Origin of the sequence: Mucilaginibacter pineti, from assembly GCF_900101875.1 — a bacterium.
Classification (GTDB): domain Bacteria; phylum Bacteroidota; class Bacteroidia; order Sphingobacteriales; family Sphingobacteriaceae; genus Mucilaginibacter; species Mucilaginibacter pineti.
The window spans coordinates 186,634-213,571 of record NZ_FNAI01000010.1; the positions used below are offsets into that span (position 1 = coordinate 186,634).

Consider the following 26,938-nt stretch of genomic DNA (forward strand, 5'->3'; position numbering starts at 1 on the left):
CAACAAAAATTATCATGGCAAATAGTGTATATCAAATCAATAAGGGCATTAACAAAAGCATCGAATTTAAAGGGCTCAAAGCACAATACATCTGGTATTTAGGTGCCGGGATACTTGCACTGATGATCCTTTTTATTGTGCTATATATCATCGGTATTAGTCAATACATCTGTATGGCAATCGCACTACTAGGCGGGTCTGGCCTGGTTTACAAGCTTTATGGCATGAGCAACAAATATGGTGCACATGGCATGATGAAAACAATGGCAGGAAGAAGCATTCCAAAGGTGGTGCGTTGTAACAGCAGGAAAATATTTTTAAAAATCAAACAGTAACCATTATGGAAGAAAATAGTCCTGAAAAACTTGACGAGGAAACCATGCAAACAAAAATTCCAGATAAAAGTCAGCCTGCATCCAAAGATGAAATGGCCGGAATAGAGATAGATGACGACGTGTATTTTTTCGTCGACTTTGTTAAGCTGCAAGTACGCGAACATGCAAACCCAGACAACATTATACCATTTTCCAAAATGAAAGATACCGGGACACACTATGAATTTATGTATGATCCTCTTACACGTACAATTTCGTCATCGGCATCACGACAAAATTATAAAGTGAGTTTTCGGAATATAACGAAACTTCATCCGGATGCAGTGGCCCGTATTTATAAAGTACCCCTCGAAGAAGTGAAAAAGCGTAATGACAAAGAATTCTTTCGGGATTTAAACCAGATAAGGCAGGGGGAAAAGAAAGAAGTAAAACAACAAAAGAAGCGCGGTATGCGCATGTAGTTATTAAATCATCAAAAGAAAAGTGTAGCATGGAAAAGTGGTTGGATGATGTGATGCCGGTTCTCGGCATCGAACACGATTGTATTATAAGTAAACAAGGGGATATTACCCTGGCTTACAAAGTTACCTTACCGGAAATATTTACACTTTCCGACAATGAGTATGAAAGCTTTCACCAGGCATGGGTGAAGGCGATTAAAGTTCTGCCCAAACATAGCATCTTGCACAAACAGGACTGGTTTATCGATAGCAAGTATAAGCCTGATTTTGGAGGGAAGGATGATAGTTTCCTATCACGAAGTTCAGAACGCTTCTTTAATGAAAGGCCGTTCCTGAACCATAGCTGTTATATCTTTTTGACTAAGAAACCAAAAGGAAGAAAGGACGGCAGTTCCTTGTTTTCAAACTTATTGCGTAAATCCATCGTCCCGGAACAAACGCTGAACCACACGCTCGTACAGGATTTCATGGATAGTTGCGGGCAATTCAAACAGATACTTGAAGACAGTGGGTTTGTAAAAATGACACGTCTCCGTGATGATGACATTTATAGTCATAAGCGTAAAATGGGAATCCTCGAAAGGTACTGTTTCCTTGCCGAAGAAGAGGATAATTTCATTGTTAAGGACTTGCAATTTGCAGGTGATAAAATACAAATTGGCGGGCAACATTGCCAGTTATTTACATTAGGTGATGCTGCTGACCTGCCATCGCTTTGTGGCAGCCGGATCAACTATGACAAGTACAGCACCGATAAAACCAAGTTTAGTATAGGCTTCGCCAGTACACTCGGCCAGTTATTGCCATGTAACCACATTTATAACCAGTACGTTTTTATAGAAGATGCGCAAAAGACCATCCAGAAGATGGAAAGCAAAAGGCTGCGCCTGCAAAGCCTATCTGCGTACAGCCGGGAAAATAGTATTTCACGGGATGCAACGAATGACTTCTTGAATGAAGCTATTGGAGATCAACGCCAGCCAATTAAAGCCCATTATAATTTACTCGTCTGGACAGAAGATCCCGATAAATTGAAAGACCTGAAAAACATGGTCAGCTCTGCACTTGCACAGATGGATGCTGTTGCGAAACTGGAAACTTTTGGCGCACCACAAATTTATTGGGCGGGTATTCCCGGAAATGAAGCAGACTTTCCGATGAATGATTGCTTTGACTCGTTTACCGAACAAGCTGCTTGCTTTTTTAATTTAGAAACAGGTTACCGCACATCACTCAGCCCCGTAGGTATTCGGTTAGGCGACCGACAAACCGGAAAGCCAATCCATGTGGATATTAGTGATGAGCCAATGAAACTTGGCATCTGTACGAACAGGAATAAATTCATATTGGGCCCCTCAGGTAGCGGTAAAAGTTTTTACACAAACCACATGGTGCGCAGCTACTATGAGCAAGGCACCCATATCGTATTGGTTGATGTAGGTCATAGCTATAAAGGCTTATGCGATATGGTGAATGGGTATTACTTCACCTATGAAGAAAACAATCCCATCAAGTTTAATCCTTTCTTCATAGGCGAAGGCGATAGCCTGGATACTGAAAAAAAAGAAAGCATCAAAACTTTACTGCTGGCCCTTTGGAAGAAGGATGATGAAGAATTTAAGCGCAGCGAATATGTTGCTTTATCCAATGCTATTCAACTCTATTTTGAAAAGCTGGATAAGGATTTAACGCTCTTCCCTTGCTTTGATACTTTCTATGAATTTCTAAAAGAGGACTTTGTAAAAGTGCTTCAAGGCGATAAGGTCAAAGACCGTGATTTCGACATCAATAATTTCCTCTACGTACTGCGCCCATACTATAAAGGTGGCGAATTTGATTACTTACTAAACGCCCATGAAAATCTTAACCTGCTTACTGAAAGGCTTATTGTATTTGAGCTGGATAATATTAAGGACCATCCGATCCTCTTTCCGGTGGTAACCATCATCATTATGGAAGTATTCATCAACAAGATGCGAAAACTAAAAGGCATCCGTAAGATGATACTCATTGAAGAAGCCTGGAAAGCGCTCATGAAAGAGGGGTTTGCAGAATACATTAAATACCTGTTTAAGACGGTGCGTAAGTTCTTTGGCGAGGCCATTGTGGTAACGCAGGAAATTGAAGATATCATCAGCTCGCAAGTAGTGAAGCAAGCCATTGTCAATAACAGCGATTGCAAAATCCTGCTTGACCAAAGTAAGTACCAAAATAAGTTTGACGCGATACAAGAATTGCTCGGCCTTACGGATAAGGAAAAGGCCTTGGTGCTCTCCGTCAACAAAGCCAATGATCCATTGCGCAAATACAAAGAGGTATTTATATCACTTGGTGGTATGTTATCCAAAGTGTACCGCACCGAAGTATCACCTGAAGAGTATTACGCTTACACCACGGAGCAAACAGAGAAAGTAAAAGTTGCTGAATATGCTGCAAGGTTCGGCAGTATCGAAAAAGGTATAGCCGCCTTGGTGGCCGATCAGAAATCAAATAATTAATAAACAATAAATACCGGAGATGATGAAAAAGATAAGTTTATTAAAGAAGCTAAACTGGCTGGCTTCCATTGTAGGTCAGTATTACAACGATAGATCCGAAGGATTAGGATTGCTAAAACTTGAATATACTAAACCATGGCCGGGTGATACGGTACCCAATGGTCACACCTCAATTGTTATAAAAATCACCCCCGATGGCAGTTTATACAAGGTGTCACAACAATACTTTTTAAAGGGGGAATTACAGCGTGAAAATAGTTGGCTGGCTAGTTTTTCCTTGTATCCCAATTTCTCGCTTACTGAAATTGGTGGTTTTCATTATTGCATTTTAGACCCGTTAAAAAATGCTCTTTATCTGGAAGAAGATATGCCTGGATGTTTGTCTGTGGTTTCCGTTTATCACATTAAAACAGAACAGGTAAGATGAAGAAGACTTTAATAATCATGAGCCTGTTGCTCTGTGTTTCGTTAGTACCGCAAAAGGCCAATGCGCAGATAGCCATATTGGAAATAATAAAAGCCGGCATCAAAAAAGTGATCAGGGCTGTGGATCTGAAAATACAAAGGGAACAAAATAAGGTGATCTGGTTACAGGATGCCCAAAAGACCCTGGAGAACACGTTGTCGAAATTAAAGCTGGATGAAATCTCGGACTGGACACAAAAGCAAAAAGACCTTTATGGTAAGTATTTCGATGAATTAAAAAAGGTTAAATATGTCATCGCCTATTACCAAAGGGTCAAGGATATCACAGCAAAACAAGTGGCACTTGTGAAAGCCTATGATCGGGCCTGGGCAATGGTTTCATCCGATAAGCATTTCTCACCGCAGGAAGTTCAATATATGGGATCGGTCTATAGCGGCATACTAAGTGAAACGGTTAAGAATATAGATCAGATGTTGCTTGTAGTAAATTCCTTTAAAACCCAAATGGCGGATGCAAAGCGGATTGAACTCATCGACAAAGCAGCTAATAAGGTGGATGAAAATTATTCCGATTTACAAATTTTCACAAGGCAAAATGCCATGCTCAGCTTACAGCGGTCGAAGGGGGAAGCGGAGATTGCCTTGGTTAAACAAATGTATGGCCTTCAATAAAATTCTAAACAATGAAAAAGATCATTTTAATCATAACAGCACTTTTTTTTGCCCACACTATTCATGCGCAAACATTTTCTGAATGGTTCCGGCAAGGAAAGACACAAAAGAAATACTTACTTGAACAGATTGCCGCTCTTAAGGCATATACTACTGTTTTAAAGAAAGGGTATGATATCTCGCAAATGGGTCTTACTGCAATTGGTGATATTAAAAACGGGGACTTTGGTTTGCATTCCGCTTACTTCAATTCTCTAAAAGCAGTAAATCCGGAAGTAGCTAAATATCCAAGGATAGCCGACATTTTATCAATGCAACAGGATATACAGACACTTGCCGGCAAAAGCAAATCCAAGGCTTTGCAAAGCAACTTGTTTTCTGTCAGTGAAAAGGATTATTTAAACGGTGTTTATGTACGATTGAATACTGATTGCCTGCAAACATTAAATGAACTGGAAGCGGTGACTACGCCCGGCAAACTGGAAATGAAATATGATGAACGGATCAAGCGTATTGATAAATTATTCGCTCAAAGCCAAAGCCAATATGGGTTTGCTAAAAGTTTCTCGAATGATTTACTAATGATGCAAATCCAAAAGAGTTATCAAAACACTGATTTACAAACTGCCCGTACCTTATACGGCATAAAATAAGAAACAATGAAAAAGGTGATTTTATTTATAGTGTTCTTTCTCCCTGTTATTGGTTTCACCACAAGGGCAAACGCCCAATCCGATGAGGTTATCCAACTACTGCTTAATGTCGAAAAACTTAGCCAGTATAAACAGATCTTGAACGATATGAAAACCGGGTACCAGGTTCTTAATAAAGGTTATTCAACCATTAAGGATATATCTCAGGGTAACTTTAGTATGCACCAGTTATTTCTGGACGGCCTTTGGTCTGTAAGCCCTACGGTCATGCAATACGGGCGGATTGCGGATATCGTGAGTAACCAGGTGCGGCTTGTCAAAGAATATAAAAACGCTTTTAACCGGTTTAAGTCCAGCGGCTTTTTCAAGCTCGATGAGATCAGCTATATGGAAACGGTTTATGATAACCTTTTCAACCAAAGCTTACATAATCTTGATGCTCTGGCCAACGTCATTACTGCCAATAAACTGCGTATGAGTGATGATGAGCGGATCAAAGCCATTGACAGGATAAATGCAGATATGGAAGACAAACTTCAATTCCTGCGAACCTTCAATAATTCCACAACGGCTCTTGCTATACAGCGGCAAAAAGCACAAAATGAAATAACGGCTATAAAAGGCCTTCATGGTATAAACTAAATAAAAACAACATAATGGGAAAGTGTAAAAGGGCCGCAATACTTGCGGCAGTGGGGATGTTATTTCCTTTTTTAAGCCACGCACAAAGTGCAGGTAATGGGGTCGCCCTCACAGTTGGCGGCTTGCAGGGCATACTGGATAAAGTATATGATGAGATGTTGCCCATGTGCAGCGGGCTGATTGGTGTAGGTAGCGGTATCGCGGGGTTTGCAGCTATCTGGTATATAGCCTCCCGTGTTTGGAGGCATATGGCTAATGCGGAACCGATTGATTTTTATCCTTTGTTCCGGCCATTTGTATTGGGCTTCTGTGTTATCCATTTTCAATTTGTGATCGCAATGATGAACGGCATCTTACAGCCGACTGTAACGGGAACGGCAAAGATGGTGGGTGATTCTGACAAAGCAGTTGCAGCGCTGCTGAAAGAAAAGGAAGACAAAATAAAAGACAGCGAAGTATGGAAAATGTATGTTGGTGATGACGACAAAGGTGACCGGGAAAAATGGTATAAATATTCACATCCCGATGCAGATCCATCTGATGAAAGTATGTTGGAAAGTGTAGGTAATGACATGCGTTTTTTTATGGAAAAGGTTGCTTACAAGTTCCAGAATAACATCAAAGAATGGATGAGTGAAATCTTGCAGGTTCTTTTTCAAGCTGCTGCCTTATGTATCAATACGCTGCGGACTTTCCAATTAATTGTATTTGCTATTCTTGGGCCTCTGGTTTTTGGTATCGCGGTCTTTGACGGCCTACAGCATACGCTTACCGCATGGATCGCCCGCTATATAAATATCTTCTTATGGCTTCCGGTCTGTAATATTTTCGGTGCCATCATTGGGAAGATCCAAGAGCTGATGCTTCAATATGATTTAGGGCAGATACAAAGTACAGGAACAACCGTATTCAGTACTACAGATGCGGGATACCTTATATTCATGATCATTGGAATCGTGGGTTATTTCACTGTCCCCTCTGTTGCCAATTCTATTGTCAATGCAGGTGGCATGGGAGCGATGCTCACAAAAGTCACCAATATCTCAACATCTGCTACAAGCATGGCGGGAGGCCACACAAAACAGGCAGGTGGCATTATAGCTTCCGGGGGGTATGGTTTAGGTCAACGCATCCTTGGTGGTGGTAGCGTGACCAACGATTATGATTCCCACGTAAAGGACAAGATCTCCGGTAAATCCTAACTAACCAGAAGCATCCACAATTATAAATCAAAGAAAATGTTTACGAAAGCAAAAAATATAGATACAGCCTTTAAGGAAACCCGTAGGTTTTTCATTATGATAACAAGCGGTATTATACTTCTTTGCGCCTTCCTGGTTTACAAAAGTTTTAAGATGGTAACAGGTGCGCAAGGCAAGATATATGTACTGGCAAGCGGAAAGGCGATGGAAGCATTTGCCGAGGAAAGAAGGGATAACATACCGGTCGAAGCCAAAGACCATATAGGCACTTTTCATCAATTCTTTTTTACACTCTCGCCTGATGATAAACAAATCCTGGCGGGAATTACAAAAGCATTGTATTTGGGAGATGCATCAGTTAAACGTGCTTACGACAATTTAAAGGAAAGCAACTATTACACAAGCATCATTTCCGGCAATGTGAGTCAGACAGTAAAAACAGATAGCATCTCGGTGAACACCGCTGAATACCCGTTTTACTTTCGGTTTTATGGTAAGCAGGAAATCACCCGTTCAAGTACTGTAGTCACGCGAAGCCTGATCACAGAAGGTTATCTCCGTAACGTCTCGCGCAGTGATAATAACTCTCACGGCTTCCTGATCGAAAGGTGGCAGATTTTAGAAAACAAAGATATCAACGTCAAAAACAGATAACAATGAAATTTTTCAGAAGTAGAAAAGAAGACACGACCTCCGGGGTCGGTGATAAAGCGGCCGGATGGATTGCCTCCGGTATTTTAAAGTTACAACGCAATTGGGTTAAAGGCATGGAAAAACTCTTTAGCAAGCTAAGCCCTGCATCAACGAAGGTGGTACTTGTAATTGCGTTCCTGTTTGCAGCTGGTTATTGCACCATGATGGTTGCCTATAGTTTTGGGAAAACTGCTACCGTGATGCTAAAACAGGTAAATGGCGTCCAACCTGTTGCCATCGGAAAAACGGTTCCTGATCTGCCTCCCGGAGTGCCGGCTTTTATCAAACGCATGGAGCGGTTTAAGCATTACCTCGATAGCCTCAGTAAAACAGGTGATGGCCGGAAAATTAGAGACAGCTTGCTTTTCAGGCGGCCTGGCCTACTGGATAGTATCCAAAGGATCGAAAGAATCTACTGTGAGAAATAGTGAAACTATTACGGTAACTATCAAATTTTCAAATTCAAAAAAGCAAAAATGAACACACAAACTTTAAAGCAAAAGCATCGGAGGATGTTGCTTGTACTACCGATCCTTGTACTTCCCTTTGTTACATTCGCCTTTTGGGCGCTTGGTGGAGGCAAAGGAGATGCTACGGCGAAAACAACAAATGAGAAAGGGTTAAATCTGGAGTTACCCGATGCACATAACTCGGCAGGCCCTATGGATAAGATGAGTTATTATGACCTGGCAACCGCTGATTCCTTAAAGCTTAAAGAACAAAGCAAAAATGACCCTTATTACCACGGGCAGCAACAAATGGATGAAAAAAGAAAAGGTGATTCCATGAGCGGCTTGTCAATGGGGCCATCCCAGCCATATCCTGATAATATAAACAATGGCGCATCTTACCACGATCCCAACGAAGCAAGGGTATATGAGAAGCTCGGACAGTTAAACAGGGTAATGCAACAGTCGCCACAAAGCGGGCCATATCAAGGTTATAATACGCCTTATCAGGCTCCACAGGCTTCCATGAATACAGCTGATGTAGACCGGTTAGAAAAGATGATGCAAACGATGCAAAACCATGACACAGGTGATGATCCCGAAACCAAACAACTGAGTGGGATGTTGGAAAAGATCTTGGATATCCAGCATCCTGAACGGGTAAAAGAAAAGATCAAGCAAAGTGAAGACCAGCGCAATGGCCAGGTGTATGCAGTGAAAACTGCCACAAAAAATGGCCGTATTTCTTTAATCGACAATAGTGCGGAAAAGATAAAACAGTCTGAAAGCGATAACAGTAGCGGCTTTTATGGATTAAATGATACCATATCAGAGGACGATGAACAGAACGCGATCGAAGCGGTTGTCCATGAAAACCAGACGCTTGTTAGTGGCTCCATTGTAAAACTTCGTTTGCTCGATGATATAAACGTAAGGGGTACGGTTATCCCGAAAAATAATTTTGTTTATGGTACAGTTTCCCTTGACGGGGAAAGATTAACGGTTAAGATAAAGGGCCTTCGGTATCGGAAATCATTATACCCTGTACAGCTCTCTGTTTATGATATCGACGGCCTCGATGGCATTTACATTCCGGGTGCTATTGCAAGGGATGTTGCCAAATCTTCTGCTGAGAGATCCATACAATCTATCGGGCTTACTTCCTTTGACCAAACACTCGGAGCACAGGCTGCCGGTGCTGGAATTGAAGCTGCAAAAAGTTTTCTCAGCAAAAAAATCAAGCTTATCAAAGTCATGGTGAAGGCAGGCTATAAAGTCCTGTTGCGCGACGACAAACAAAAGGAATAATAAACCTAAACCATTATTTATAAACCTTAAAACAAGTATAAAAACACAAATTATTAACCATTAAATTTTCCTTGAAGTGAAAAAGATCAGTGTAGCATGGATAACAGGGATTATCCTCTTAACGGGTGCATTTGCAAATGCACAAAACGGTTTAAAATCAACCGAAGTCATCCAGCCCCAATTATTGGAGGCTACCTTCTCAAAAACGGTCAACCTTATCTTTCCTTATGCGATTAAGAGCGTGGACAAAGGCAGCAAAGATTTGCTCGTTCAGGTTGCCAAGGGAGTAGAAAACATCCTACAGGTTAAAGCGGCTGTGCAGGGTTTTAAAGAGACAAATCTTACCGTCATTACAGCTGATGGAAAACTGTATTCCTATGTGGTCAGCTATAGTGAAAGGTTAAGTTTGCTTAACATCAAAGTTGATCCGGCACCCGGCATTAAAACGGTTGATGCAAGGTTTTCTGTAACAGGTGATAATGAGGCGAGCGTACAGGACTTTGCACAGCAGGTTGCACTTAAAAAGCCTGTCCTGAAAAACATCAAAAATGATAAGGCTGATATAGCTATGGCTTTAGGAGGTATTTATATCCGTGACCACAAACTTTATTTTCAAATTTCTTTAAGCAACAATTCCAATATCAGCTATGATATAGACCAGTTGCGCTTTTACATAAGGGATGAGAAGAAAGCAAAACGAACAGCGTCTCAGGAATCCGAAATGCAACCCGAACAGGTCACTGGAAACGCGCAGATTATACATGGGCAATCAGAGCAGACCATCGTTGTAACACTCCCCAAATTTACCATCCCAGATCAAAAATATCTGGCTATACAACTTATGGAAAGTAAAGGGGGACGCAATCTTGAACTGCATATCAAGAACAAGCTACTGATTAAGGCCAAAGCGATTAATTAACTGTTTATTCAACAATAAAAATTTAAAGTCATGAAAGAGAACAATGTCGATTACCTGATCAATCAGGTGAAATACACAGGTTTTGGGGATAGCCTAGAATTTGCAATCAGGGAAAATGTTGCTAAGGGTGAACCAGAATTCGATTTGAAATATAAGCCAGATTTTGGCAATGATAAAGTAGAATCGACTTTGCATTTCAAGAAAAGCAAAAAAGAAGATAATTATTTTTTCAATTCCTATGATGTTACCGTTGCCCAAAAGGAGGGTGAAGCCTTACAGCAAAACTTTGCAGTATTTAAAGCAAAGCAAATTCTGGTGAGGGATGGTGATGGTAATATCATGAATGATAAGGATGGAAAGGAGTTAAAAGAATGGATCAATAGTTCCATTACTCTGAAGGAAGCATATAACCTGATGGAAGGACGCTCTGTATTGAAAGATTACGTTGTGCCGAAGAAAGAGGATGATGAAAACGGGATCGACAAGAAATATTCCAAATGGAATACGATTGACTTCAGTACTAAGGAATCGAATGGCAACTATGCCATGAAGAAATATGATACGTATGAATTAGATACCAAGCTTTCCACTCATCACATCAAAGACTTTAACGAAAACCCATCCGTAAAAAAGGAAATTATGGATTCCCTTCAAAAAGGTAACCGCCAGGTCGTGACAGTTGTCATGCCTGATGGAAAGGAAGAAAAGCGGGGCTATGAAGCAAATCCGAAATTTAAGACCGCCAATAAATTTGATAATAACCAAAGGGTAAAGAACCAAAGCGAAAAGAAGGGGGAAACGATTGCGGAAGATGGAACAAAAAAAAACGAGAATAAGAAAAAAGGGCAGGGAGTATCCTAACATCCATTAATCGTTAACCATTTAAACACTTAGCTATGGCAAATACAGAAAGCAGGCTGGAACAGGAAAACAGAAAACTCCGGGAGATGGACGAGCGGTATAAAGCTGCCTACCAAAAAGAGACTTTGGAACACCCAAAATTCTTAAAAGAAAGAGTTAGGAATTATGATGAAGCCTTGGCCAGAGTGGCAGCAAGTCCCATTCAGGAGGATAAAGCAGGAGTCCGCGCCCTCCAGTTGGAAAGAGACCAGCTTGCCAGGAAGGCTTATCCCAATTTGTTCATTCGCTTATTTAAAAAACTGGTTGATGTTTTAAGTGCCGGCAATAGGGTTGCTAAAGCGCAGCAAGCAACAGCGGATAATGCTTCTTCTGTTCATGGTTCAATGGAAAAGGTGGGACTAGGCGATCATTTCAATAAGGTACAACAACAAATGAAACAGGGTAACGGGGAATTTTCCCTGCCTGTTTCTTATCAGGTGAGCGAACGTGAAAAAATGGAATTGCATTTAAACTTTAAAAGGGATGAGATAGGCAATTGTCATTTTGAAAATTATAAGGCAACCTTGTTTTCAGAAGATGGGAAGATAAAGCCAGTTCAACATACGTTCGATATTCAGAATTCAGACTTTGACACAGGTAAGGCTTATAATCTTTTAAGTGGGCGGGCTGTGCACAATGGTGCCGGTTCCTGGCAGCAACTAGATTTTAATGACAAGGATGGCGCCGGTAACCTGCGTATGAAAAATTTTCTTACGGGTTATGGATTTGATCTTGAAAAGGTTTTGGTGGAATTACCCTTAAAGGAAACGGAACACAAAACTATATTTCAAAAGTTCATGAACGGTGAAAAAGTTGAAGCCACCTTACTTATCAACAATAAAGAAACGAGTTACGTCCTTGTCGCTGACCCGCAAAAAAAGGAAGTCGGTGTTTATAATCAGCTTGGTAGAAAATTCACTCAGGATGAGTTAAAAGGAAAGCAGAGCGAAACCAAAAGCACTGCGAACGTACAGCAATTGATTCCAAAGGTAAAACACATACAAGATCAAAGGAAAGGTAAATCAGTAAAGTTTTAAATGATGGACGGGTTGGCTGCACTAGCTGTGTTTTTTAACAAGGCATCAAAAGATGCCAGAATCGGCATCGCACATATTGGTTTGTTCGTGACATTGCTTCAACTGCTCTCAGAACAAGATTCTGAAGGGCCTTTGGTTACCTATAGTGGAACGGTGATGCAGGTGGCTAAAATATCGAGCAGCGCTACCTATCACAAGTTAATGCGTGAACTGGATGCTTATGGGTATATTAAATATAACCCATCTTATTATAAGGGAAGGGGCAGTTGTATTTATCTGTCACCAAGTCAGTAATTTAAAATCGACTATTAATCATGTTACGCATTAAAAATAATGAGGAAAAGAATAACGGGATGAATGCAAATCAATTAATAACGGTTGCCGACCTTGAAAAATTCAAGGTGGATCTGCTTGCAGAGATTAGGCAGATTGTAAAATCTTCTAATGGTCTTCCGTCAAAAAAATGGTTGAAATCTTCGGAGGTCATGAAATTGCTTCATATCTCACCGGGTAAATTACAAACGATGCGAAAAAGTGGTGTGCTCTGCTTTATGCGTATAGGTGGATCGATATATTATGAGCAAGAGGATATTAATAGAATGTTTGAAAAAAACAAAGTAAACCAGAACTAACTTATGCTAAAGAAAACCAAGAGCATGAAGGGTTGCGGCAATCAAATCCCCCCTAAAAAAAAGGATGTGATCGTCTGGTTTATTCAAAAAGATAGTAACGAAATTACTGCTTTAGCTTTTTTTACTTTTTATGCGATGAAAAACTGGCAAAACAGTCGGGGCCATATCATAGCAGATTGGAAGGTGAAAGCTTGGGATTGGCTTTGGTCAAAGGTTCCAGGTTATAGACCATTAAGATAGACCTGATTTTTTGTAAAATAGATTATTCATTATTCAGAATACTTTATCTGTGCTGAAAGAACATCTTGACATGCAAGGGTTAACCCTGATATTTTGTTTAATAACCTTTATTAAGGTGTTGTGGAAAACTACTCCTACAAATTGAATGCTTTTTAATGTAATTTTACAATGCCCAAGGGGGTCATTTGATCAGGCTAAGGGGAAATATTTAAAGTTAATATAATTCTTGATAAGAACCAAGACAAGAATGGTTATGCTCAGGTAATGCTGAGACGCTGTTCCGCTGTGTAACGCTTCACTGGTTAAGACTTGTTTAGCAATCATAGTAATTATGTGTTTAAAATAGCTCCGCTGGAAACAGTAAAACCGAAGAGATTCAACAATAGAAATTCAACGTCCGGGAGGCTTGAAATCGATTCAGTCAGATCGTATAATTGCCCGGAGGGTTGTACTGGAACGCTAGTACAATCTGTAAGTGCCTACAGAGTTTTTTGTTGGCCAAGTGTGGAAAAGGTTGGTAGAGGTGTAAGCCCTTGAATGATCGGAGCGGTCATTAACCTCGCAGTGCAAAGACATTGTGCATTAGCTGGAAAGTTTAGACTGAAGATACTTTCCAGCTAATGTCCCATTAAAAACCATTCTATGACCTTCGATTCGCAAATTTGGTCTGAATTTGAGATTAAAGCAAAAACGTCGTTTCCTAAACGTTACGCGCATTTTGACCGTCCTTTTAAAATTGATCTTGCCCTCTCTGAACTAAAATCATTACTTCAAGACTCCTCAGGTCGGGGTATTGCCCGTCATTCGTTTTTACCTTTTTTGAAAATCATTCTCAAAACACCACGTTTTCGTTATGAAGAAGAATTAAGCGCTTATGCCTTAAAAACAAAAGAACGCCCTATTTCTTTCGCGTCTCATTTTGATGCCTTAATTATTAGTTATTTTGATCTTCTATTAAAACGGCGTTATCAAGATTTTATTAGGTCGAAAGGATTCTCAGATAGTGTCCTTGCTTATCGAGATGATCTAAATGGGTTATGCAATATTCAATTCGCAAAAGAGATATTTGAGCAAGTTCGACATCGTTCGAAGCCAAAAGATCTATATACCGCGATTGGATTTGACATTAAAGGATATTTTGATTCCATACCTCATGAAGAACTTAAAAAGCAATGGTGCACAGTATTAGAAGTTCCAAAACTTGACGCCAATACATTTGCCATATTTAAAACACTAACGGCATATAGTTACACTAATTCCGACTCTTTAAAAAAGCATTTTAATTACAGTCGGGTTCCAAAAGGAAAATGTTTGTTGGATGTAATGCCTGAAATAATAACCGAAGCCAGCCGTAGGCATGATATTTTTAACTATTTACGTAGTCGCAAATTGATCGCACAGAATAAAGCTATTTTAAAAATTACTGATCCTGATCATCCATTGGGTTTTGGAGAATTACCAATTGGAATTCCGCAAGGCTCACCAATTAGCGCGACTTTATCAAACGTTTATTTATTACAGTTTGATATGCATATGCACAACTTTTGTAACAATATGAATTGTATTTACAGGCGTTATTGTGACGACATTCTTATAGTTTGCAAAACAAAAGACAAAGCATATCTTCATAATCGCCTATGTCAACAAATTGATTTTCACGGTTTGACTATTCAAAATAAAAAGACAGAAATTATTGATTTTCGTTTTATTGACAACAAATTGATTGCTTTTGATGGAAATCCTAAAGCTATTTCAGGTAGAAGAAAGAAATTACAATACCTTGGGTTTGAGTTTGACGGGCAACGAGTGTATTTAAGACCAGGTAGTTTAAGCACTTATTTTCGTAAAATGAAAGCCGGAATTCGGAATACCTTAATTAAGGCTTATGGAAAAAAATCGCAAGAACCTAAACTATTAACTAAAGATCTTTTTGAAAGTTATAGTCATACGGGCAGAAATAATTTCGTAGCATATGCTTATCGCGCTGCCTCAATCAATTATGGGAAGGGAAGGCGAATTAAGCAAGGATTTGATTCTCCACAAATTAGAAACCAATTGTCGCGACATTTTCAAATACTTTTAAATGAGATTAAACAAGAAAATGAGCAGAGGCATGCATTGAAAAAAAAGGAAGTTATTTATAAATTAAAACTTGGCAAGAAAGTAAAAATGCCGGCCAAAAGGTTAACGTAATTAAATCTCTTTTTAATCGATTACCTATTCTTTAACAATGAAAAAATGGATGAGAACAACATATTTGAACCCACCCATTTTCAAAGTTATATGTACGAATTTAAAATCCTGAAACCTTTTTCCATTCGCCTTCTGGTGTAAACATAATAGTTCTTACTTTATTTACATTTTCACTGATTCGATTTTTTTTGATACCGCAATACCTTAGTGTTGTCCTTATGTTTTTATGGCCAAGCATTTTGCTTACATCTTCTAAGGGTACTCCATTATTAAGCATCATATCCGCAAAGGTGTGCCGCGCGAGGTGTGTGTTTAATTCGCGATTAATACCACAGATAACAGCAAGTTCTTTTAAGTAAGCATTATACTTAGCGTTACTATTTATCGGCATCAGGCAGCCATTTTTTCTGCAATGAGGATGATTTGCATACTTGCTAATCAAATCTTCAACAATAGGCAGAATGGGTACCATTTCATTTACCCCAGTTTTGCCTCGTTCCTTGCTGAGCCATCTTTCACCATTGTTGCCAACTCTGATGATATTTTGCGGGGTAAGGCCAAATATGTCCTGAAATGCAAAACCAGTAAAACATTGAAAAATAAAAGCGTCCCTCACCTCTGCAAGCCGTTCTATGTTAATGTCCTTTTCAAACATCTCCTGCACTTGTGACATTTCAAGTGGGATTACTTCTTTATCCCCACCGCCACATTTAAAGCCTTTTAGCGGGTTCTTGTCGATCAGTTCGTCGGTAACACACTGTTCAATAATTTGCCTTGTCTTTTTGATATGCATCTTGGCTGTGACTTCAGCAAGTGGCTCTTCTACTTCCAAGGTCATGTACTTATAGAATTGCGTTGCAAAAGAGGGGCGGATATCTATTAGATCAATGTCTTTCTGCTTGAATTTTTTAACCACAAACTCCATAACTTTTGTTTTTGTAGTTCGCCAATGTTTTAGTGTTTCTTTTGAGCGGGTCTTGTTATCGACCATCAATTCAAAAGTCTTTATATACTCACTGAAAGCACCCAATAGAGTCTTGATCCGTTCAATACCTACAAGTTCATGGTTGGAGCCATCAAATTTAATAGGAAGCCCTAAAAAGGCATTTTTAAGCATTAGGGGAGTTACATCCTCATACTGACTTTGCAAAACGATGAAATGCCTTTCAAGATCGCTTTCCATGGAGCCAATCTTTGAATTGATCGCCCGTGCTTCGGCAGTTGCCTCTGTTACTCTTTTTAATTTGGTGTCCCAAAATTTGGGGTGTGCCTTTTTTGATAGTGAAATAACCTCTTCATTACCATCAATGGTCATACGGACATAAATAGGAGCCATGCCGTCTTTGGTTGTTTTGGATTTTTTTAGCCAAAACATAATCGCAAGTTTCTGATTGCTTTTCATCTCTACACATTTTTAAGTGATCAAAAGATTCCCGGCATTTTACCGGAAAACACATTGATTTCCTCAAAATCACTCTCACAAGTCTTTTTGGAAATTCAGGACCCCAATTTAAGATTTTAAATTGGGGTCCCGAATGGGGTCCCATATGATATGGTTTACCTTGATTTACTTTGACCTTCTTTTTTGTGAAAAGTGCTGATTACTAAGCGATTTAAACAAAAAAAGCGCACCTAAGTGCGCTTTTCAGTGATCCCGCTGGGATTCGAACCCAGGACCCCAACATTAAAAGTGTTATGCTCTACCAGCTGAGCTACGGAATCAAACTTTTAACTTTTTCGGTAGTGTTACCGCTTCCGTTTAAAGTGGTGCAAATATAGAAGTATTTAGAATACAGTGCAAGTCCTTTTTGTAATTAATTGTAAAGTATTTGTTAAGGCATTAATTGCCAATAAACTACATTTTAAAAGTTCCTATTTTGCCTTTATCTCCAGCCAATAAAATCAGTTTTCCGTATTTTGCTTTGCGGCAAACGTTAAAACTCGTGTTATCTATTTTTTTCCATGAACTACCTAATTCATTTGATATGCTACTGCCTGATGTACCAGTTGATAAATATATTCTGTCCCAAACTCGCTCAACACATGATTGAAACCCGGTTGCACCAGCCTGCAAGACTTGGTATTGCGCGCTTTTTTTGTCGTACCGGCAAATTACCGAGTCTGTTAACTTATTTTTAGCGTAGTTGCCCCCAACGGCTACTAACATATCATCTGATATGGAGAAGGCGCCTTTACTGTTCGCTGCTTGTGCAATAGGTAAGCTTTTTGCTTGCCATTGTGCTTTGTCGTAATTACATAATTGTAACAAACGAGCCACTGTACCGCCGCTCGTTATAATAATCCCCAGATCTTTGTTTACTCTCAAGCAGGTGCCACTTGCTGCAAATGCCGCTTCGCCGGGTAGTGCTTCTGGTGTATTTTGCATTTCAGCCCAAGTTTCACCACCATCTTTGGTTTCCATCAGTAGAAACTTGTTTTTTATAGGGTCACCTAAAATATACCCGTGTTTAGGATCAATAAAGTCCATGGCATCGAGAAAATACGCGCTATCAGCCTTATTGAATTTTTCCTGCCAGGTTTTACCGCCATCAATAGTTTTTAAAATCAGCGCTGGTGTTCCTGAACTCATAATTATAGCCTCCTTGTTGGAAAATGCTTCAATATCCCTGAAATCAGCTTGCTCATAATTTTTTATCTGTTGCCAGTCCCAGGTTTTTCCTCCATCGTTAGTTATGGCAATGTAGCCTTTACTACCGCTTATCCAGGCGGTTTTGTCGTTTACTACAGATAACCCGCGTATGCTTGTGGGTTTATCTTGTTGTATTATAGTTATTTTTTGGGCTTTTGAATTTGAATAGGTAAGCGAATAACAAAGGGTAATAAAGGCAATACGGATGCTGATTTTCATATAGTTAAGATCAATTGATGTCAATCTCTAAATTAATCATCCTGCAACAAGTAACAAGTTACTTTCAATTTTTTTATTAATTAGATTGCAATTTGGTGTAAACGATTATATTTGCACGCTTGTTAAGCAAATACGGTCATTTTTAAGTTAAAGTTTATAAGAACAGTCTGCTTAAATGGTATCGGAAAATAAGCCCGGATGGCGAAATTGGTAAACGTTGCGGTCTCAGAAGCCGTTGAGAATTGTCTCTTGAGAGTTCGAGTCTCTCTTCGGGCACGCCTAAAACAAAGTTTAACCTTAAATCATTAACCGAAATATTGAGCTGATGATTTAAGGTTTAGGCTTTAAAAATGCCCAGGTGGCGAAATTGGTAGACGCACCATCTTGAGGGGGTGGCATTCGTAAGGATGTGGCGGTTCGAATCCGCTCCTGGGCACACCCAATAAAGTTTTAAACTCTAAAGGAATTTAAACTTTTTTAATCAGCACTATTTTTTGATCTCTTTAAGTTGATTCACTTCCTGTTGTAATAAGGCAACCTGACTTTCCAGCATCTTTAAACGAACCTCATTTACCCGCGTAGTGGTTTCTGTATTGGATTTAACTTCAGATATATCGCTTTTTAATGCGAAATAAGACGTCATTACCGATATAACAATACCCGCGGTACTAACTATAGTAACGATCATGTTTTTAATGGTGATGCCACGTAATTGAGTATGTTCTATGCCTGTCATAACGAGTCGTATTTTTTCAGATTATTTTCGCTAATTATATCAATCAGCTTTTTAGCATAAGCAGGATCTGTTGCGTAGCCGGCCTTATACAATGTGTTAGCTTGATCCTCGGCTGTATCACACTTAAAGATGCCCGCTGTACGGTAAACTTTTACAGTTTGAAATAATTTAATATGGTCGGCAAAGCAAGATTGGATATCTGAATAAATTCTGAATGCCTGTTTGTTCACAATAAGTTTATGATTAACATATTCTTTGGTATTCATGTTGACAATTTGCCCTTGCCAGCTACTACCCGCCTTAATACCGAAGTAGTTGTGATACTTGGCGGATAGCAACGACAAACCATTATTACTTTCCAGACAAGCCTGTGCTATAACAACCGAGGGAAAAATGCCTGTATTAACGCATGTGTGTATTACCCCATCTTTGATTTTTGAAATGAAAACTGACCTAAGCATTATTGTATTGATATCACTGCTTGAGCAGGTGTGAAAAATTGCTTACCGAGATAAGCCATACCCGCTGCAACAGCTGTATGCCAGATTGAGGTATAGTCAAAAGTAAACTGGCCCTTTTCAACCGATTCAGCGACCAATGCAAATACGGCACTCGCCACGGTAACGATAAGTCCTTTAAAAAAGTCCTGAGTATTTAGACTCAAAAACCTTGATGTTATTTTTTGCATGGTATTATTTTTTAAGAGTATCTAATTTGGGTTTTGGCTCAACTTGCTTGCCGATCAGTAAACCGAGCTTGCTGATAGATTTTTGTGCCTCGTTTGCCTGGTAAGCTGTCATGTCTGGTGATCGGGTTAGTAATTGTTGGGCAATCTGAAACGCATCAGACAACGCTTTTATTTGTGTATTGTTAAGAGTTATCATGTGAAGACTATCTGGAATGGTGGCAGACTTTACTATGCTAATCGCTTTGTTTTTTTCTGCGGGTTTTGGTTGTACGACTGTCTGTGCGAATGATACGACATTAAAGAGTGCGAATGCAATGATTAAGATTATTTTTTTCATGATGATTTTATTTAATTAAGGTATATTTAGCTGTTGCCGTACCTGTAACTGGTGCGGTTACATAGTTTACGGTAAAGCCGGTTGATGTTAATGACGTGATATACCAGCCACTTGCACCAATAGCGGAAGATGGCATCCATGATACCGCTATTGGCGTAAAGCCGGGTGAAGTGTAGGTTACGTTAAAGCTGGTTGTACTGCCATTAGTGGTAAAGCTGGCCGAACCTGGTGCAAATGTCAGGTATTGAGAAGTTATGGCGGTAGCATTCCATATACCTGCAGTCAGGGTACCCACTACGGTAGGGGTGCTAAGATTTGCTAACCTTGAAGATGTTTTGAAAAACAGGTCGGCACCAGTTGAATAAGTATCACCTGTACCCGAAGTGGTAGGGGCGATAATGGTTCCAAGCCTGACGGGGGCATTGTTGAACTGAGCGATAATTGAAGCGCTACTCGTATACCCTAATGAAGCAACAGTAAAGGTAATCCCAGGTAATGATGCTATCGTAAAAGTGTCTCCTATTGCATAACCTATGCCCGCAACTACCATTGTTACTATAGTAGCTGAGTTACTCACAGTTGTAACTGTATAGGTAGCACCCGAACCAGTACCAGTTAGTGTAACAGTTGCCTGGGCTGTAACAGTTCCATCAGCTGCGGTTGTTGTACCTGAAGCAGTTGAAGTTAATGCACCAGTACCTGCTACAAATGTATCCTGAAACACATTAGCAACGATAGTTTGGTTATTTGCAGTTGGAGCGTGTATTAATGATGTCGAAATCGAACGACCGGTTGTTCCTGCAGTTGCTGTTCCCTGAGTCTGAAATTTAGCTCCACCATCTGATAGTGTTTCAGCATTAAAACCTGCTATTATATTACCTAGCCTTGTAAAGGCAACCTTATTTGTAACAGGTTGTTGTGTTGATGAGCCCGTTACATTATCTGGTGTTCCAATATAAACGCTTCCTTTATTACCATTTGGTCCTCTACCTGATCCTGCCTGTATAAAGATGCTACCGCCACTCGTATTGGCAGCTGTTGAAGCAGTACCGCTAATTGTATAATCTGTCGGCAATGCAGCGGTTCGACCTTTACCAAAATAAACAGCGTTTACAGGATATAGGGTACTACCAGCCGTCATTATATTACTAACTGATTCATTGTTACCAGCCCCCCGGCCTATATTTATCGAGTTAGATTGCGTATTAGAACCAGTGGCTGTTATATCGCCTATATTGGTATTTCCGTCGCCGGTTAAATTGGGACTTGATCCTGAGCCAAATATGGCATGGTGTGTACCTTTTCCATTTTGAAAAGAAAACGAGCCGGTGATGGTTGAATAATCTAATCCTGTTGCAAATTGGGAGGCTCCAAAACCGATGTTAACTACTCCTTGTTTATTACCAACGCCCCCAAGCCCCGACGATCCAATTGAGGTTACATTAGTTAGTGTATCATTAAAGCCGTCACCTCTAGATGCTGAACCACCGTTAGCATGTCCCATAATCACAGTTTCAACAAGCTTCGAGGCTGAATTTGCGCTATGTGTGCCTATAATAGTTGAACCCAATGCGGAGGTGGCCTGAGTTGCTGCCTTTTGTCCGAAGCCCTCATTGTTTTGGTTTGCACCGCCTTCCAAGTTAATGCCAGGTAATCTTGAAAAAACATTTGTACCGAAAGCTGATATTATGCCATCTTCAATACCATTACCCGTTCCTGTATATTGCCCCAATGTATTAGACCCCATGGCGGTTATTTCTCGCGCAGTAGTTAGTTTTGGAGCTGTACCCGCTCCTATAACTGTATTCCCATCGTTTCTATATGTAACATCACTTATATACTTAGACCTGAAAAATATATTGTTATGACCGCCTGGCGATGAGGGGGCTATAATGCCTCCAAATAAGTTTGTGCTATCGGGTGAGGTTCTGAAACGGGTTGTGTCTACCTTGGCGTTGATAGCTGTTTTTCGGGCAAATACTACTGTATCGCCAACAGGCAAAGTCCCACCAGAACCCCCAACAAGGGCAATAGTACCGCTTGTATCGGGTAAATTCCAAGTTCTATTATCAGTTAAGGTAGGGGGATACAATTTACCCTGTTTATTATTGTTAGTAAATTGCCAATAATCTTTAAAAACAGAACTTATTACTGATGGTGTTCCTTCATCTGTAATAGATAGAGAATTAGCACCCATATAAAGATAGCTATTGCCACTTGGGTTAGATATAGTTACAGCTGTAGAATTATTAGTTTTAGGTATACTAACGGGCATGAAAAATTCTATCCCCGGATTATCGGCAAAAGGATTTAAATCATTCAATGAAGCTATTTGCGTTCCGGTGATACCTGATATTTGTAAACCGTTCCGCGCACCTAAGTGTAAAGCCAAGTTTTCGGGCGCGTCCCCTCTAATATAACCATTTTGAAAATTTATAACTCCAAATAATTGAGGCTGAGCTGTAAAGTTATTTGAGCCAGTATAAATATTATTTCCAGTAAGTATTTGTTTTTTTAAACTATCTGCATAATGGTTTGATTGCGCCGCCGTAGGTACATCGCCAGTTTTTAAATACCGAATTCCAAACTTATCGTAGATGTTATTGTTTTTAAATTGGGTTGTATTGGCTCCTCCATTTGTAGCTATATTTAATGAGGTATCATTGCTTTGATATATTGTAGATTGGCTAAATGTATCGGGACTATAAAAATGCGCGACTACTCCATTCGTTAGCTGCAATCCATTACCACCAGGAATACCTATATCTAAATTCCCATATTGCCCGTAGGTTGAATTGATTTGGGCTGCGTTTACAATATTGAATGTTTGCGTACCATTATATGTATTATTACTATGAGTTACCCAATATCTTGTCGCTAATAGCGCAACGCTATCCATCTTTGATAGAAACTTAAATTGCAGATCATGATAACGGGGAATTCGTTCAAACCGGGGTATGCCACCACTATAACCTAAACTTGTATATAATTCCCTGGTTGTAGTATCATTCTGATTTTTCCAAATTAAAATGTTAGACAATGGATTCGTTGCATTAGTGGGTTGTTGGTCTGATTGTGCACTTACATTGAAACTTGTGAGCATAATCAGTAGTAGAAAATAGTGTATTTTTCTCATGTTGAAATTTTAATTAAATAGGAATTTGTCAATACCGCTCCACTGCCTGTATCTATACTTATTCTGCTTAATAATGTGTTATCCGGCGAGTCAGAATAATATCTTATCGGTCTGATATCATTTCTGTCAATTTCAGCGAGATTACCAACACCGTCGTCAGTTAATTTTTCAGTTATTATTATGGATGGCCTGTTTCCCAAATCCGAAGCATAATTATTCTGGTAATTATCAATGACTATTGGATTTGCAGAACCCGTGGTAAAAGGTAGTATTACAGACTCAGAGGGAAGATTATATAATGAAAACCCCAAGGGCCATACTCCCGCCGCCTTGGGGCCAAAGAAGTAGTAATTGGCTATATTAATATAATAGTCACCATCGCTGCCGGTATAAAGATTTGATGGGTTGCCTGTACCGCTAAGTATGGTCTTACCATTAACGCCTGCGGGGCCGGTCGCCCCTGTTGATCCTGTTGCCCCTGCTGGACCTGTTTGCATAGAGAATGCCTGGTTCCATACGCCGTCTGATTTTTTATAGAAAACCCCACTCAGGGTATTTATATAAGTGTCGTTGTTTTTACCGGTAGCACTTTCTGGTATGCTTATGCCATATAAAACTGTTCCATCCGCTATGCCAGCTGAAGGGGTATAAACCACTATCCATGTACCATTTACTTTTTGGGCGAAGTACCCGTTGATGATATTAACGAATACATCACCATTTTTTCCGGTAAGGTTTTGTGGTATCGTATCACCAAAAAATAAATTGGCACCCACAGTTAGCTCCGACCCGATAAATTGGAGTAATGTGTTAAAACTAAATTGGTAATCGGTACCTGTTTTAACTAAAACGCCACTATCATTTGCGCCGATGGTAGATACTAATGGCAATTCGCTTATTTTTTTGTCGTTTGCCATTAGTTTAAGAATTCGGTTATAGGTAAGTTGTAATTGTTGTAACTGCCGGGATAGTTGAAGTCGTTTTTATCAATCCCACGTATACGCGGACCGGGTTGCCTGCTACTTTTATTTTTATCGTTGTATCTCCACAGCGGGAAATCAGTTTTATTATCCAACAAGAATTTCTCAACGTCGTTAGCGTGAGCGTTGGCTATACTTCGCTGCTGTTGTACCAGTTTTATAATTTCTGGTGATGAAAGCGCGTCACCATTATCGTGGTGTTTGATTACCGGGCCGGTTGCCGTGTAATGTATGGCATCGTTTTCAATGAAACGGGCAAAAGTGAAGTATACCATTGTAGGTGCCAGACCTTCGTATAAAACAATATGCCCAAACTGGTCAAGATACTCACTGCCATTAATTAAGTCTTTGTACGGCTGGGAGGCATCATCTTTTAATGTGCCGTCTTCATTAAAGTGCGTTAAAAGGTCATAGTATAAAGCATGTCCTAAAAAGGGTTTCAGGTCCAGTTCCTGCGCTTTTTTAATAAAGATATTTAGTCGCTCGGGTTTAATATTTATAGCAATATCTTCGTACTGCTGAAAAGTGGTTTGATTTATCAGATAGATCATAGCATGGCCTCCCAACCCGCCGGGAGGCGGGGCATTTTAATTTGTTTTTTCATGATTTTAATAATTAAGGTTTAACACTGCCCCGATTGGAGGTTAGGGGCACATAGCTTCGGCTTCTGCCTGTTTAAAGCCATAGGCATGGATCAATGCGGCGATTTTATTGACAGATGGTATATTGGACGATAACAGATCATTAATGCTATTGCCGGCTTTTATACCAGCGTTATCATCCGCAGCTATTGCAGGTACGGGAATAATGTTCCAGTTTTTATCCGGATTAACATCTACATAAAAATGTCCAAAAATTTCAGCGAGTGTTTCGGAAAGTTCAAGTCTGTCTCCCGCCGTATTGTCATTAAATTCAAGTATGGCTTGTTTTTTTTCACTGCCATTACTCAGTCCTGATGATTTTTCGGCATTAATCAATTCTTTGGGGACTGAAAAACCTTTGATAATACGCGCTTCAACTGATCGCTCAGTAGTTTCAAACAGCTTATCATTATTTTGGATAGGATAGGCTTTAAATTCGGGTTTGGTGTTTTCATCTTCATATTCAATTACTATTATTTTTTGTGCACTTTTTGCCCCCTGGAATGCGCCCAGATCTTTTTCCAGTTGCGATGGCGTATTAATACCTGCATATTCATCAGCATCCGGGCGGCTATTATCCGCTTCTTCGCGGCGGGCCTGCATGAAAAGCATAGTTGATGGTAAAAAACCGGTTGTTACCTCGCGGTTATTAAAAACCTTAATACCTGCTTCCGTTTCAAAATCTTCCCAAACGGAGTCTGCTTCAATTAAAGGATAATCATCCACCTCGGGATTAAAGTAAAATAGCTGTCCTTTATAATGCTCCCATCCACCTGCGTCGGTAACTTGTTTTTCTATAACTGCAGGGTCTGGATTGTATTGGTCAAGAAAAGTGATCTTGCTGCGCATGATATTTTTCCAGGTTTTGCGCCCCCAATCTGAGTATAGCGCGTATTTGTCGGCAGTATCTGTACAGTCGGTATCGCCCATGCGTATATCCTCAAATTTTACGTAGTTAACAGATGCTATTTTATAATTGGCATTATAATTTACATGGATGCCAAAGCCGGTGAACAAAGCTTTATCTGTTGCCAGGGCTTTTAGTAATTTGGCCATTGTAAGGCCTTTGGGGTTGATAACCTGTTTCGCCAGGTCCTTGGCTTCAAAGCCGTTACCTGCTATGAATTTGGTTCGTTTGTTCCAGCAATCTTTGGCGGTGGGGGAGCCGGCTACAAGCTCCAGCATACGCTGAGGGTAGGCATTGTCCAGATCGTAGTTGAGTATCCCGTAGGTTTGGTTGGGCCGTACCAATATTCTTCGCTCAATTTGCGGTAGATAAGTTTTCATTAGTTTGATTGGTGAATTATTGAGTTAAAGAATTAATGATTTGTTGAAACTTCCGCAACTGCCGACTTTGATACTTTACTTCTTTTCACTTTCGTATTTTCAGTTCTTTCGTCTTTCGGCATGCTGGTAAACAGCGACGCGATGTGCGGATATTTCTCCAGGTACCATTGTGCTTCAGCATCGCTTAAATTATCATTGCTGTGCACTGCCGGTGAACCCGGGGCGAACTGATGCTTGCCGGGTTTTAATATATATTTTTTGGACATTGATTTGGTCATTTGCTTTTCAGTAGTGCCTTATTGAAATAAGGTAAACATCCTTAGTCTTCCTGTAATTGCTAATGACTTATTGGTGTATACCCGATGCTACAAGTGCTTCAATGGCAGCGATAGTACTGGCATACGTTGCCGAACCTGATTCCGGGGCTATAGATATAGCCCGTGGTGGATATGGCTCTTTCAGCTTATCCGGGTTGGTTAATTTTAGTTTGTAACCACCATCCAGGGTTTCATCGGCCGCATTGCGTTCGGCATCGGTTAGGATCAATCCGTTAACAGCGCCAAAAAGTTCAACTGCCGAATCGCTTGATTTATAGTTATTAACCGCTATGGCGCGTACTCTACCGTAACCCATCGCCATTAACTGCGCTTTAATATCTACAGAAAGACCAGCTATGTTAAAGTCTATTTCTTCGGTATAACGCGGACCAACCTGGGTTTTGGCCAGTTTAGAACTGGTGTTGAAACTGTTATTCGTGCCTGCAAACTTGTAGATTTTGGCTGTGCCAACTGATGTTAAACCGGTTATGATAAGTGGATTGGCCACATCATAAGTTAAGGTAATATCATCCTGGTTAAAAATGTAGATAACATCTTCAATACCCGATGTAATAGGTTCGTCTGTGCCCAGCTCAAAGCCAGCGTTTATTTTATTGTAAATTGACATTGTTTATTTATTGAATTAGTGATTTGATGAATTAGTGAATTTTGGGTATCAAGTAGTTA

At 39.9% G+C, this 26,938-nt stretch carries 30 protein-coding genes and 3 tRNA genes; 20 read left to right on the top strand and 13 right to left on the bottom strand.

From position 1 onward, the window contains the following. Positions 1-14: 14 nt before the first annotated feature. The 18 genes from BLS59_RS20545 (at position 15) to BLS59_RS20630 (ending at position 15,260) form a co-directional block, all read left to right on the top strand. Entirely contained in the window at positions 15-335 is a 321-nt protein-coding gene (locus BLS59_RS20545; RefSeq protein WP_091152097.1) for a DUF4133 domain-containing protein, read from the top strand. Positions 336-340: 5 nt separating this feature from the next. Continuing rightward, a complete protein-coding gene (locus tag BLS59_RS20550; RefSeq protein ID WP_091152099.1) occupies positions 341-796 on the top strand; it encodes a hypothetical protein in 456 nt (151 codons plus the stop codon). Between the two features lie 29 nt (positions 797-825). Next, the gene (locus tag BLS59_RS20555) at positions 826-3,294 is read left to right on the top strand and encodes a TraG family conjugative transposon ATPase (RefSeq protein ID WP_091152101.1); all 2,469 of its coding nucleotides are present in this window, start codon (positions 826-828) and stop codon (positions 3,292-3,294) included. Between the two features lie 22 nt (positions 3,295-3,316). Beyond that, positions 3,317-3,721: a hypothetical protein gene (locus BLS59_RS20560; RefSeq protein ID WP_091152102.1), complete on the top strand. Its 405-nt coding sequence runs from the start codon at positions 3,317-3,319 to the stop codon at positions 3,719-3,721. Continuing rightward, on the top strand, positions 3,718-4,392 hold the full coding sequence (locus BLS59_RS20565; protein ID WP_091152105.1) for a conjugal transfer protein TraI: 675 nt from the start codon (positions 3,718-3,720) through the stop codon (positions 4,390-4,392). Before BLS59_RS20560 ends, BLS59_RS20565 begins: the two co-directional genes overlap by 4 nt. An 11-nt stretch (positions 4,393-4,403) precedes the next feature. Further along, on the top strand, positions 4,404-5,045 hold the full coding sequence (locus BLS59_RS20570) for a hypothetical protein (protein WP_091152107.1): 642 nt from the start codon (positions 4,404-4,406) through the stop codon (positions 5,043-5,045). A gap of 6 nt (positions 5,046-5,051) precedes the next feature. Then, the gene (locus BLS59_RS20575; RefSeq protein ID WP_091152109.1) at positions 5,052-5,687 is read left to right on the top strand and encodes a hypothetical protein; all 636 of its coding nucleotides are present in this window, start codon (positions 5,052-5,054) and stop codon (positions 5,685-5,687) included. A gap of 14 nt (positions 5,688-5,701) precedes the next feature. Continuing rightward, the gene (gene traJ / locus BLS59_RS20580) at positions 5,702-6,889 is read left to right on the top strand and encodes a conjugative transposon protein TraJ (protein ID WP_091152111.1); all 1,188 of its coding nucleotides are present in this window, start codon (positions 5,702-5,704) and stop codon (positions 6,887-6,889) included. A 36-nt stretch (positions 6,890-6,925) separates the two neighbouring features. Beyond that, the gene (gene traK, locus BLS59_RS20585) at positions 6,926-7,543 is read left to right on the top strand and encodes a conjugative transposon protein TraK (protein WP_091152113.1); all 618 of its coding nucleotides are present in this window, start codon (positions 6,926-6,928) and stop codon (positions 7,541-7,543) included. A gap of 2 nt (positions 7,544-7,545) precedes the next feature. Then, positions 7,546-8,010 (top strand): hypothetical protein, encoded by a 465-nt coding sequence (locus tag BLS59_RS20590; protein WP_091152115.1) that lies wholly within the window; start codon positions 7,546-7,548, stop codon positions 8,008-8,010. A 48-nt stretch (positions 8,011-8,058) separates the two neighbouring features. Further along, entirely contained in the window at positions 8,059-9,339 is a 1,281-nt protein-coding gene (gene traM / locus BLS59_RS20595; protein ID WP_091152117.1) for a conjugative transposon protein TraM, read from the top strand. A gap of 76 nt (positions 9,340-9,415) precedes the next feature. Further along, a complete protein-coding gene (traN, locus tag BLS59_RS20600) occupies positions 9,416-10,258 on the top strand; it encodes a conjugative transposon protein TraN (protein ID WP_091152118.1) in 843 nt (280 codons plus the stop codon). A gap of 30 nt (positions 10,259-10,288) precedes the next feature. Continuing rightward, positions 10,289-11,119, top strand: a complete 831-nt coding sequence (locus tag BLS59_RS20605; protein WP_091152120.1) for a hypothetical protein — start codon at positions 10,289-10,291, stop codon at positions 11,117-11,119. 35 nt (positions 11,120-11,154) lie between these two features. Further along, positions 11,155-12,195: a hypothetical protein gene (locus tag BLS59_RS20610; RefSeq protein ID WP_091152122.1), complete on the top strand. Its 1,041-nt coding sequence runs from the start codon at positions 11,155-11,157 to the stop codon at positions 12,193-12,195. Between the two features lie 12 nt (positions 12,196-12,207). Further along, a complete protein-coding gene (locus BLS59_RS20615) occupies positions 12,208-12,489 on the top strand; it encodes a hypothetical protein (RefSeq protein WP_143014194.1) in 282 nt (93 codons plus the stop codon). 20 nt (positions 12,490-12,509) lie between these two features. Next, complete coding sequence (locus BLS59_RS20620; RefSeq protein ID WP_091152126.1) at positions 12,510-12,827, top strand: helix-turn-helix domain-containing protein; 318 nt, start codon at positions 12,510-12,512, stop codon at positions 12,825-12,827. Between the two features lie 3 nt (positions 12,828-12,830). After that, positions 12,831-13,067 (top strand): hypothetical protein, encoded by a 237-nt coding sequence (locus BLS59_RS20625; RefSeq protein WP_091152128.1) that lies wholly within the window; start codon positions 12,831-12,833, stop codon positions 13,065-13,067. A gap of 642 nt (positions 13,068-13,709) precedes the next feature. Next, entirely contained in the window at positions 13,710-15,260 is a 1,551-nt protein-coding gene (locus BLS59_RS20630) for a reverse transcriptase domain-containing protein (protein WP_091152130.1), read from the top strand. Positions 15,261-15,360: 100 nt separating this feature from the next. On the opposite strand, the gene BLS59_RS20635 is transcribed toward BLS59_RS20630, so the two are convergent. The 3 genes from BLS59_RS20635 to BLS59_RS20645 all read right to left on the bottom strand — a co-directional run bounded on the left by BLS59_RS20635 (position 15,361) and on the right by BLS59_RS20645 (position 18,129). Further along, the gene (locus BLS59_RS20635) at positions 15,361-16,662 is read right to left on the bottom strand and encodes a site-specific integrase (protein WP_091152131.1); all 1,302 of its coding nucleotides are present in this window, start codon (positions 16,660-16,662) and stop codon (positions 15,361-15,363) included. A gap of 247 nt (positions 16,663-16,909) precedes the next feature. Beyond that, positions 16,910-16,982, bottom strand: a tRNA-Lys gene (locus BLS59_RS20640). A gap of 133 nt (positions 16,983-17,115) precedes the next feature. Beyond that, a complete protein-coding gene (locus BLS59_RS20645) occupies positions 17,116-18,129 on the bottom strand; it encodes a WD40/YVTN/BNR-like repeat-containing protein (protein WP_091152133.1) in 1,014 nt (337 codons plus the stop codon). A gap of 192 nt (positions 18,130-18,321) precedes the next feature. Between BLS59_RS20645 and BLS59_RS20650 the strand changes: the two genes are divergently transcribed. Together BLS59_RS20650 and BLS59_RS20655 are read left to right on the top strand one after the other, a co-directional pair. Continuing rightward, positions 18,322-18,405, top strand: a tRNA-Leu gene (locus tag BLS59_RS20650). Positions 18,406-18,481: 76 nt separating this feature from the next. Then, positions 18,482-18,565, top strand: a tRNA-Leu gene (locus BLS59_RS20655). Between the two features lie 51 nt (positions 18,566-18,616). On the opposite strand, the gene BLS59_RS20660 is transcribed toward BLS59_RS20655, so the two are convergent. From BLS59_RS20660 to BLS59_RS20705, 10 genes are all read right to left on the bottom strand, one after another. Continuing rightward, complete coding sequence (locus tag BLS59_RS20660) at positions 18,617-18,865, bottom strand: hypothetical protein (protein WP_091152135.1); 249 nt, start codon at positions 18,863-18,865, stop codon at positions 18,617-18,619. Then, complete coding sequence (locus BLS59_RS20665) at positions 18,862-19,326, bottom strand: glycoside hydrolase family 73 protein (RefSeq protein ID WP_091152137.1); 465 nt, start codon at positions 19,324-19,326, stop codon at positions 18,862-18,864. The genes BLS59_RS20660 and BLS59_RS20665 overlap by 4 nt, the downstream gene beginning before the upstream one ends. Continuing rightward, a complete protein-coding gene (locus tag BLS59_RS20670) occupies positions 19,326-19,553 on the bottom strand; it encodes a hypothetical protein (RefSeq protein ID WP_091152139.1) in 228 nt (75 codons plus the stop codon). The genes BLS59_RS20665 and BLS59_RS20670 overlap by 1 nt, the downstream gene beginning before the upstream one ends. Before the next feature lie 4 nt (positions 19,554-19,557). Further along, a complete protein-coding gene (locus tag BLS59_RS20675) occupies positions 19,558-19,890 on the bottom strand; it encodes a hypothetical protein (RefSeq protein ID WP_091152141.1) in 333 nt (110 codons plus the stop codon). 7 nt (positions 19,891-19,897) lie between these two features. Continuing rightward, the gene (locus tag BLS59_RS20680; protein ID WP_143014195.1) at positions 19,898-23,026 is read right to left on the bottom strand and encodes a beta strand repeat-containing protein; all 3,129 of its coding nucleotides are present in this window, start codon (positions 23,024-23,026) and stop codon (positions 19,898-19,900) included. Then, on the bottom strand, positions 23,023-23,943 hold the full coding sequence (locus BLS59_RS31685) for a hypothetical protein (RefSeq protein WP_091152144.1): 921 nt from the start codon (positions 23,941-23,943) through the stop codon (positions 23,023-23,025). Before BLS59_RS31685 ends, BLS59_RS20680 begins: the two co-directional genes overlap by 4 nt. Continuing rightward, entirely contained in the window at positions 23,943-24,557 is a 615-nt protein-coding gene (locus tag BLS59_RS20690; RefSeq protein ID WP_091152146.1) for a DUF6712 family protein, read from the bottom strand. The genes BLS59_RS31685 and BLS59_RS20690 overlap by 1 nt, the downstream gene beginning before the upstream one ends. 93 nt (positions 24,558-24,650) lie before the next feature. Continuing rightward, the gene (locus BLS59_RS20695; RefSeq protein WP_091152148.1) at positions 24,651-25,934 is read right to left on the bottom strand and encodes a hypothetical protein; all 1,284 of its coding nucleotides are present in this window, start codon (positions 25,932-25,934) and stop codon (positions 24,651-24,653) included. Positions 25,935-25,966: 32 nt separating this feature from the next. Then, positions 25,967-26,212, bottom strand: a complete 246-nt coding sequence (locus tag BLS59_RS20700; RefSeq protein WP_091152149.1) for a hypothetical protein — start codon at positions 26,210-26,212, stop codon at positions 25,967-25,969. A 67-nt stretch (positions 26,213-26,279) separates the two neighbouring features. Continuing rightward, positions 26,280-26,879, bottom strand: a complete 600-nt coding sequence (locus BLS59_RS20705; protein WP_091152151.1) for a hypothetical protein — start codon at positions 26,877-26,879, stop codon at positions 26,280-26,282. Positions 26,880-26,938: the final 59 nt, after the last annotated feature.

Excerpts from the sequence above, each read along its gene's own strand:
- BLS59_RS20545 (WP_091152097.1), top strand. The coding sequence starts at position 15 with ATGGCAAATAGTGTATATCAAATCAATAAGGGCATTAACAAAAGCATC.
- BLS59_RS20550 (WP_091152099.1), top strand. The coding sequence starts at position 341 with ATGGAAGAAAATAGTCCTGAAAAACTTGACGAGGAAACCATGCAAACA.
- BLS59_RS20555 (WP_091152101.1), top strand. The coding sequence starts at position 826 with ATGGAAAAGTGGTTGGATGATGTGATGCCGGTTCTCGGCATCGAACAC.
- BLS59_RS20560 (WP_091152102.1), top strand. The coding sequence starts at position 3,317 with ATGAAAAAGATAAGTTTATTAAAGAAGCTAAACTGGCTGGCTTCCATT.
- BLS59_RS20565 (WP_091152105.1), top strand. The coding sequence starts at position 3,718 with ATGAAGAAGACTTTAATAATCATGAGCCTGTTGCTCTGTGTTTCGTTA.
- BLS59_RS20570 (WP_091152107.1), top strand. The coding sequence starts at position 4,404 with ATGAAAAAGATCATTTTAATCATAACAGCACTTTTTTTTGCCCACACT.
- BLS59_RS20575 (WP_091152109.1), top strand. The coding sequence starts at position 5,052 with ATGAAAAAGGTGATTTTATTTATAGTGTTCTTTCTCCCTGTTATTGGT.
- traJ (WP_091152111.1), top strand. The coding sequence starts at position 5,702 with ATGGGAAAGTGTAAAAGGGCCGCAATACTTGCGGCAGTGGGGATGTTA.
- traK (WP_091152113.1), top strand. The coding sequence starts at position 6,926 with ATGTTTACGAAAGCAAAAAATATAGATACAGCCTTTAAGGAAACCCGT.
- BLS59_RS20590 (WP_091152115.1), top strand. The coding sequence starts at position 7,546 with ATGAAATTTTTCAGAAGTAGAAAAGAAGACACGACCTCCGGGGTCGGT.
- traM (WP_091152117.1), top strand. The coding sequence starts at position 8,059 with ATGAACACACAAACTTTAAAGCAAAAGCATCGGAGGATGTTGCTTGTA.
- BLS59_RS20605 (WP_091152120.1), top strand. The coding sequence starts at position 10,289 with ATGAAAGAGAACAATGTCGATTACCTGATCAATCAGGTGAAATACACA.
- BLS59_RS20610 (WP_091152122.1), top strand. The coding sequence starts at position 11,155 with ATGGCAAATACAGAAAGCAGGCTGGAACAGGAAAACAGAAAACTCCGG.
- BLS59_RS20620 (WP_091152126.1), top strand. The coding sequence starts at position 12,510 with ATGTTACGCATTAAAAATAATGAGGAAAAGAATAACGGGATGAATGCA.
- BLS59_RS20625 (WP_091152128.1), top strand. The coding sequence starts at position 12,831 with ATGCTAAAGAAAACCAAGAGCATGAAGGGTTGCGGCAATCAAATCCCC.
- BLS59_RS20630 (WP_091152130.1), top strand. The coding sequence starts at position 13,710 with ATGACCTTCGATTCGCAAATTTGGTCTGAATTTGAGATTAAAGCAAAA.
- BLS59_RS20635 (WP_091152131.1), bottom strand. The coding sequence starts at position 16,662 with ATGAAAAGCAATCAGAAACTTGCGATTATGTTTTGGCTAAAAAAATCC.
- BLS59_RS20645 (WP_091152133.1), bottom strand. The coding sequence starts at position 18,129 with ATGAAAATCAGCATCCGTATTGCCTTTATTACCCTTTGTTATTCGCTT.
- BLS59_RS20660 (WP_091152135.1), bottom strand. The coding sequence starts at position 18,865 with ATGACAGGCATAGAACATACTCAATTACGTGGCATCACCATTAAAAAC.
- BLS59_RS20665 (WP_091152137.1), bottom strand. The coding sequence starts at position 19,326 with ATGCTTAGGTCAGTTTTCATTTCAAAAATCAAAGATGGGGTAATACAC.
- BLS59_RS20670 (WP_091152139.1), bottom strand. The coding sequence starts at position 19,553 with ATGCAAAAAATAACATCAAGGTTTTTGAGTCTAAATACTCAGGACTTT.
- BLS59_RS20675 (WP_091152141.1), bottom strand. The coding sequence starts at position 19,890 with ATGAAAAAAATAATCTTAATCATTGCATTCGCACTCTTTAATGTCGTA.
- BLS59_RS20680 (WP_143014195.1), bottom strand. The coding sequence starts at position 23,026 with ATGAGAAAAATACACTATTTTCTACTACTGATTATGCTCACAAGTTTC.
- BLS59_RS31685 (WP_091152144.1), bottom strand. The coding sequence starts at position 23,943 with ATGGCAAACGACAAAAAAATAAGCGAATTGCCATTAGTATCTACCATC.
- BLS59_RS20690 (WP_091152146.1), bottom strand. The coding sequence starts at position 24,557 with ATGATCTATCTGATAAATCAAACCACTTTTCAGCAGTACGAAGATATT.
- BLS59_RS20695 (WP_091152148.1), bottom strand. The coding sequence starts at position 25,934 with ATGAAAACTTATCTACCGCAAATTGAGCGAAGAATATTGGTACGGCCC.
- BLS59_RS20700 (WP_091152149.1), bottom strand. The coding sequence starts at position 26,212 with ATGACCAAATCAATGTCCAAAAAATATATATTAAAACCCGGCAAGCAT.
- BLS59_RS20705 (WP_091152151.1), bottom strand. The coding sequence starts at position 26,879 with ATGTCAATTTACAATAAAATAAACGCTGGCTTTGAGCTGGGCACAGAC.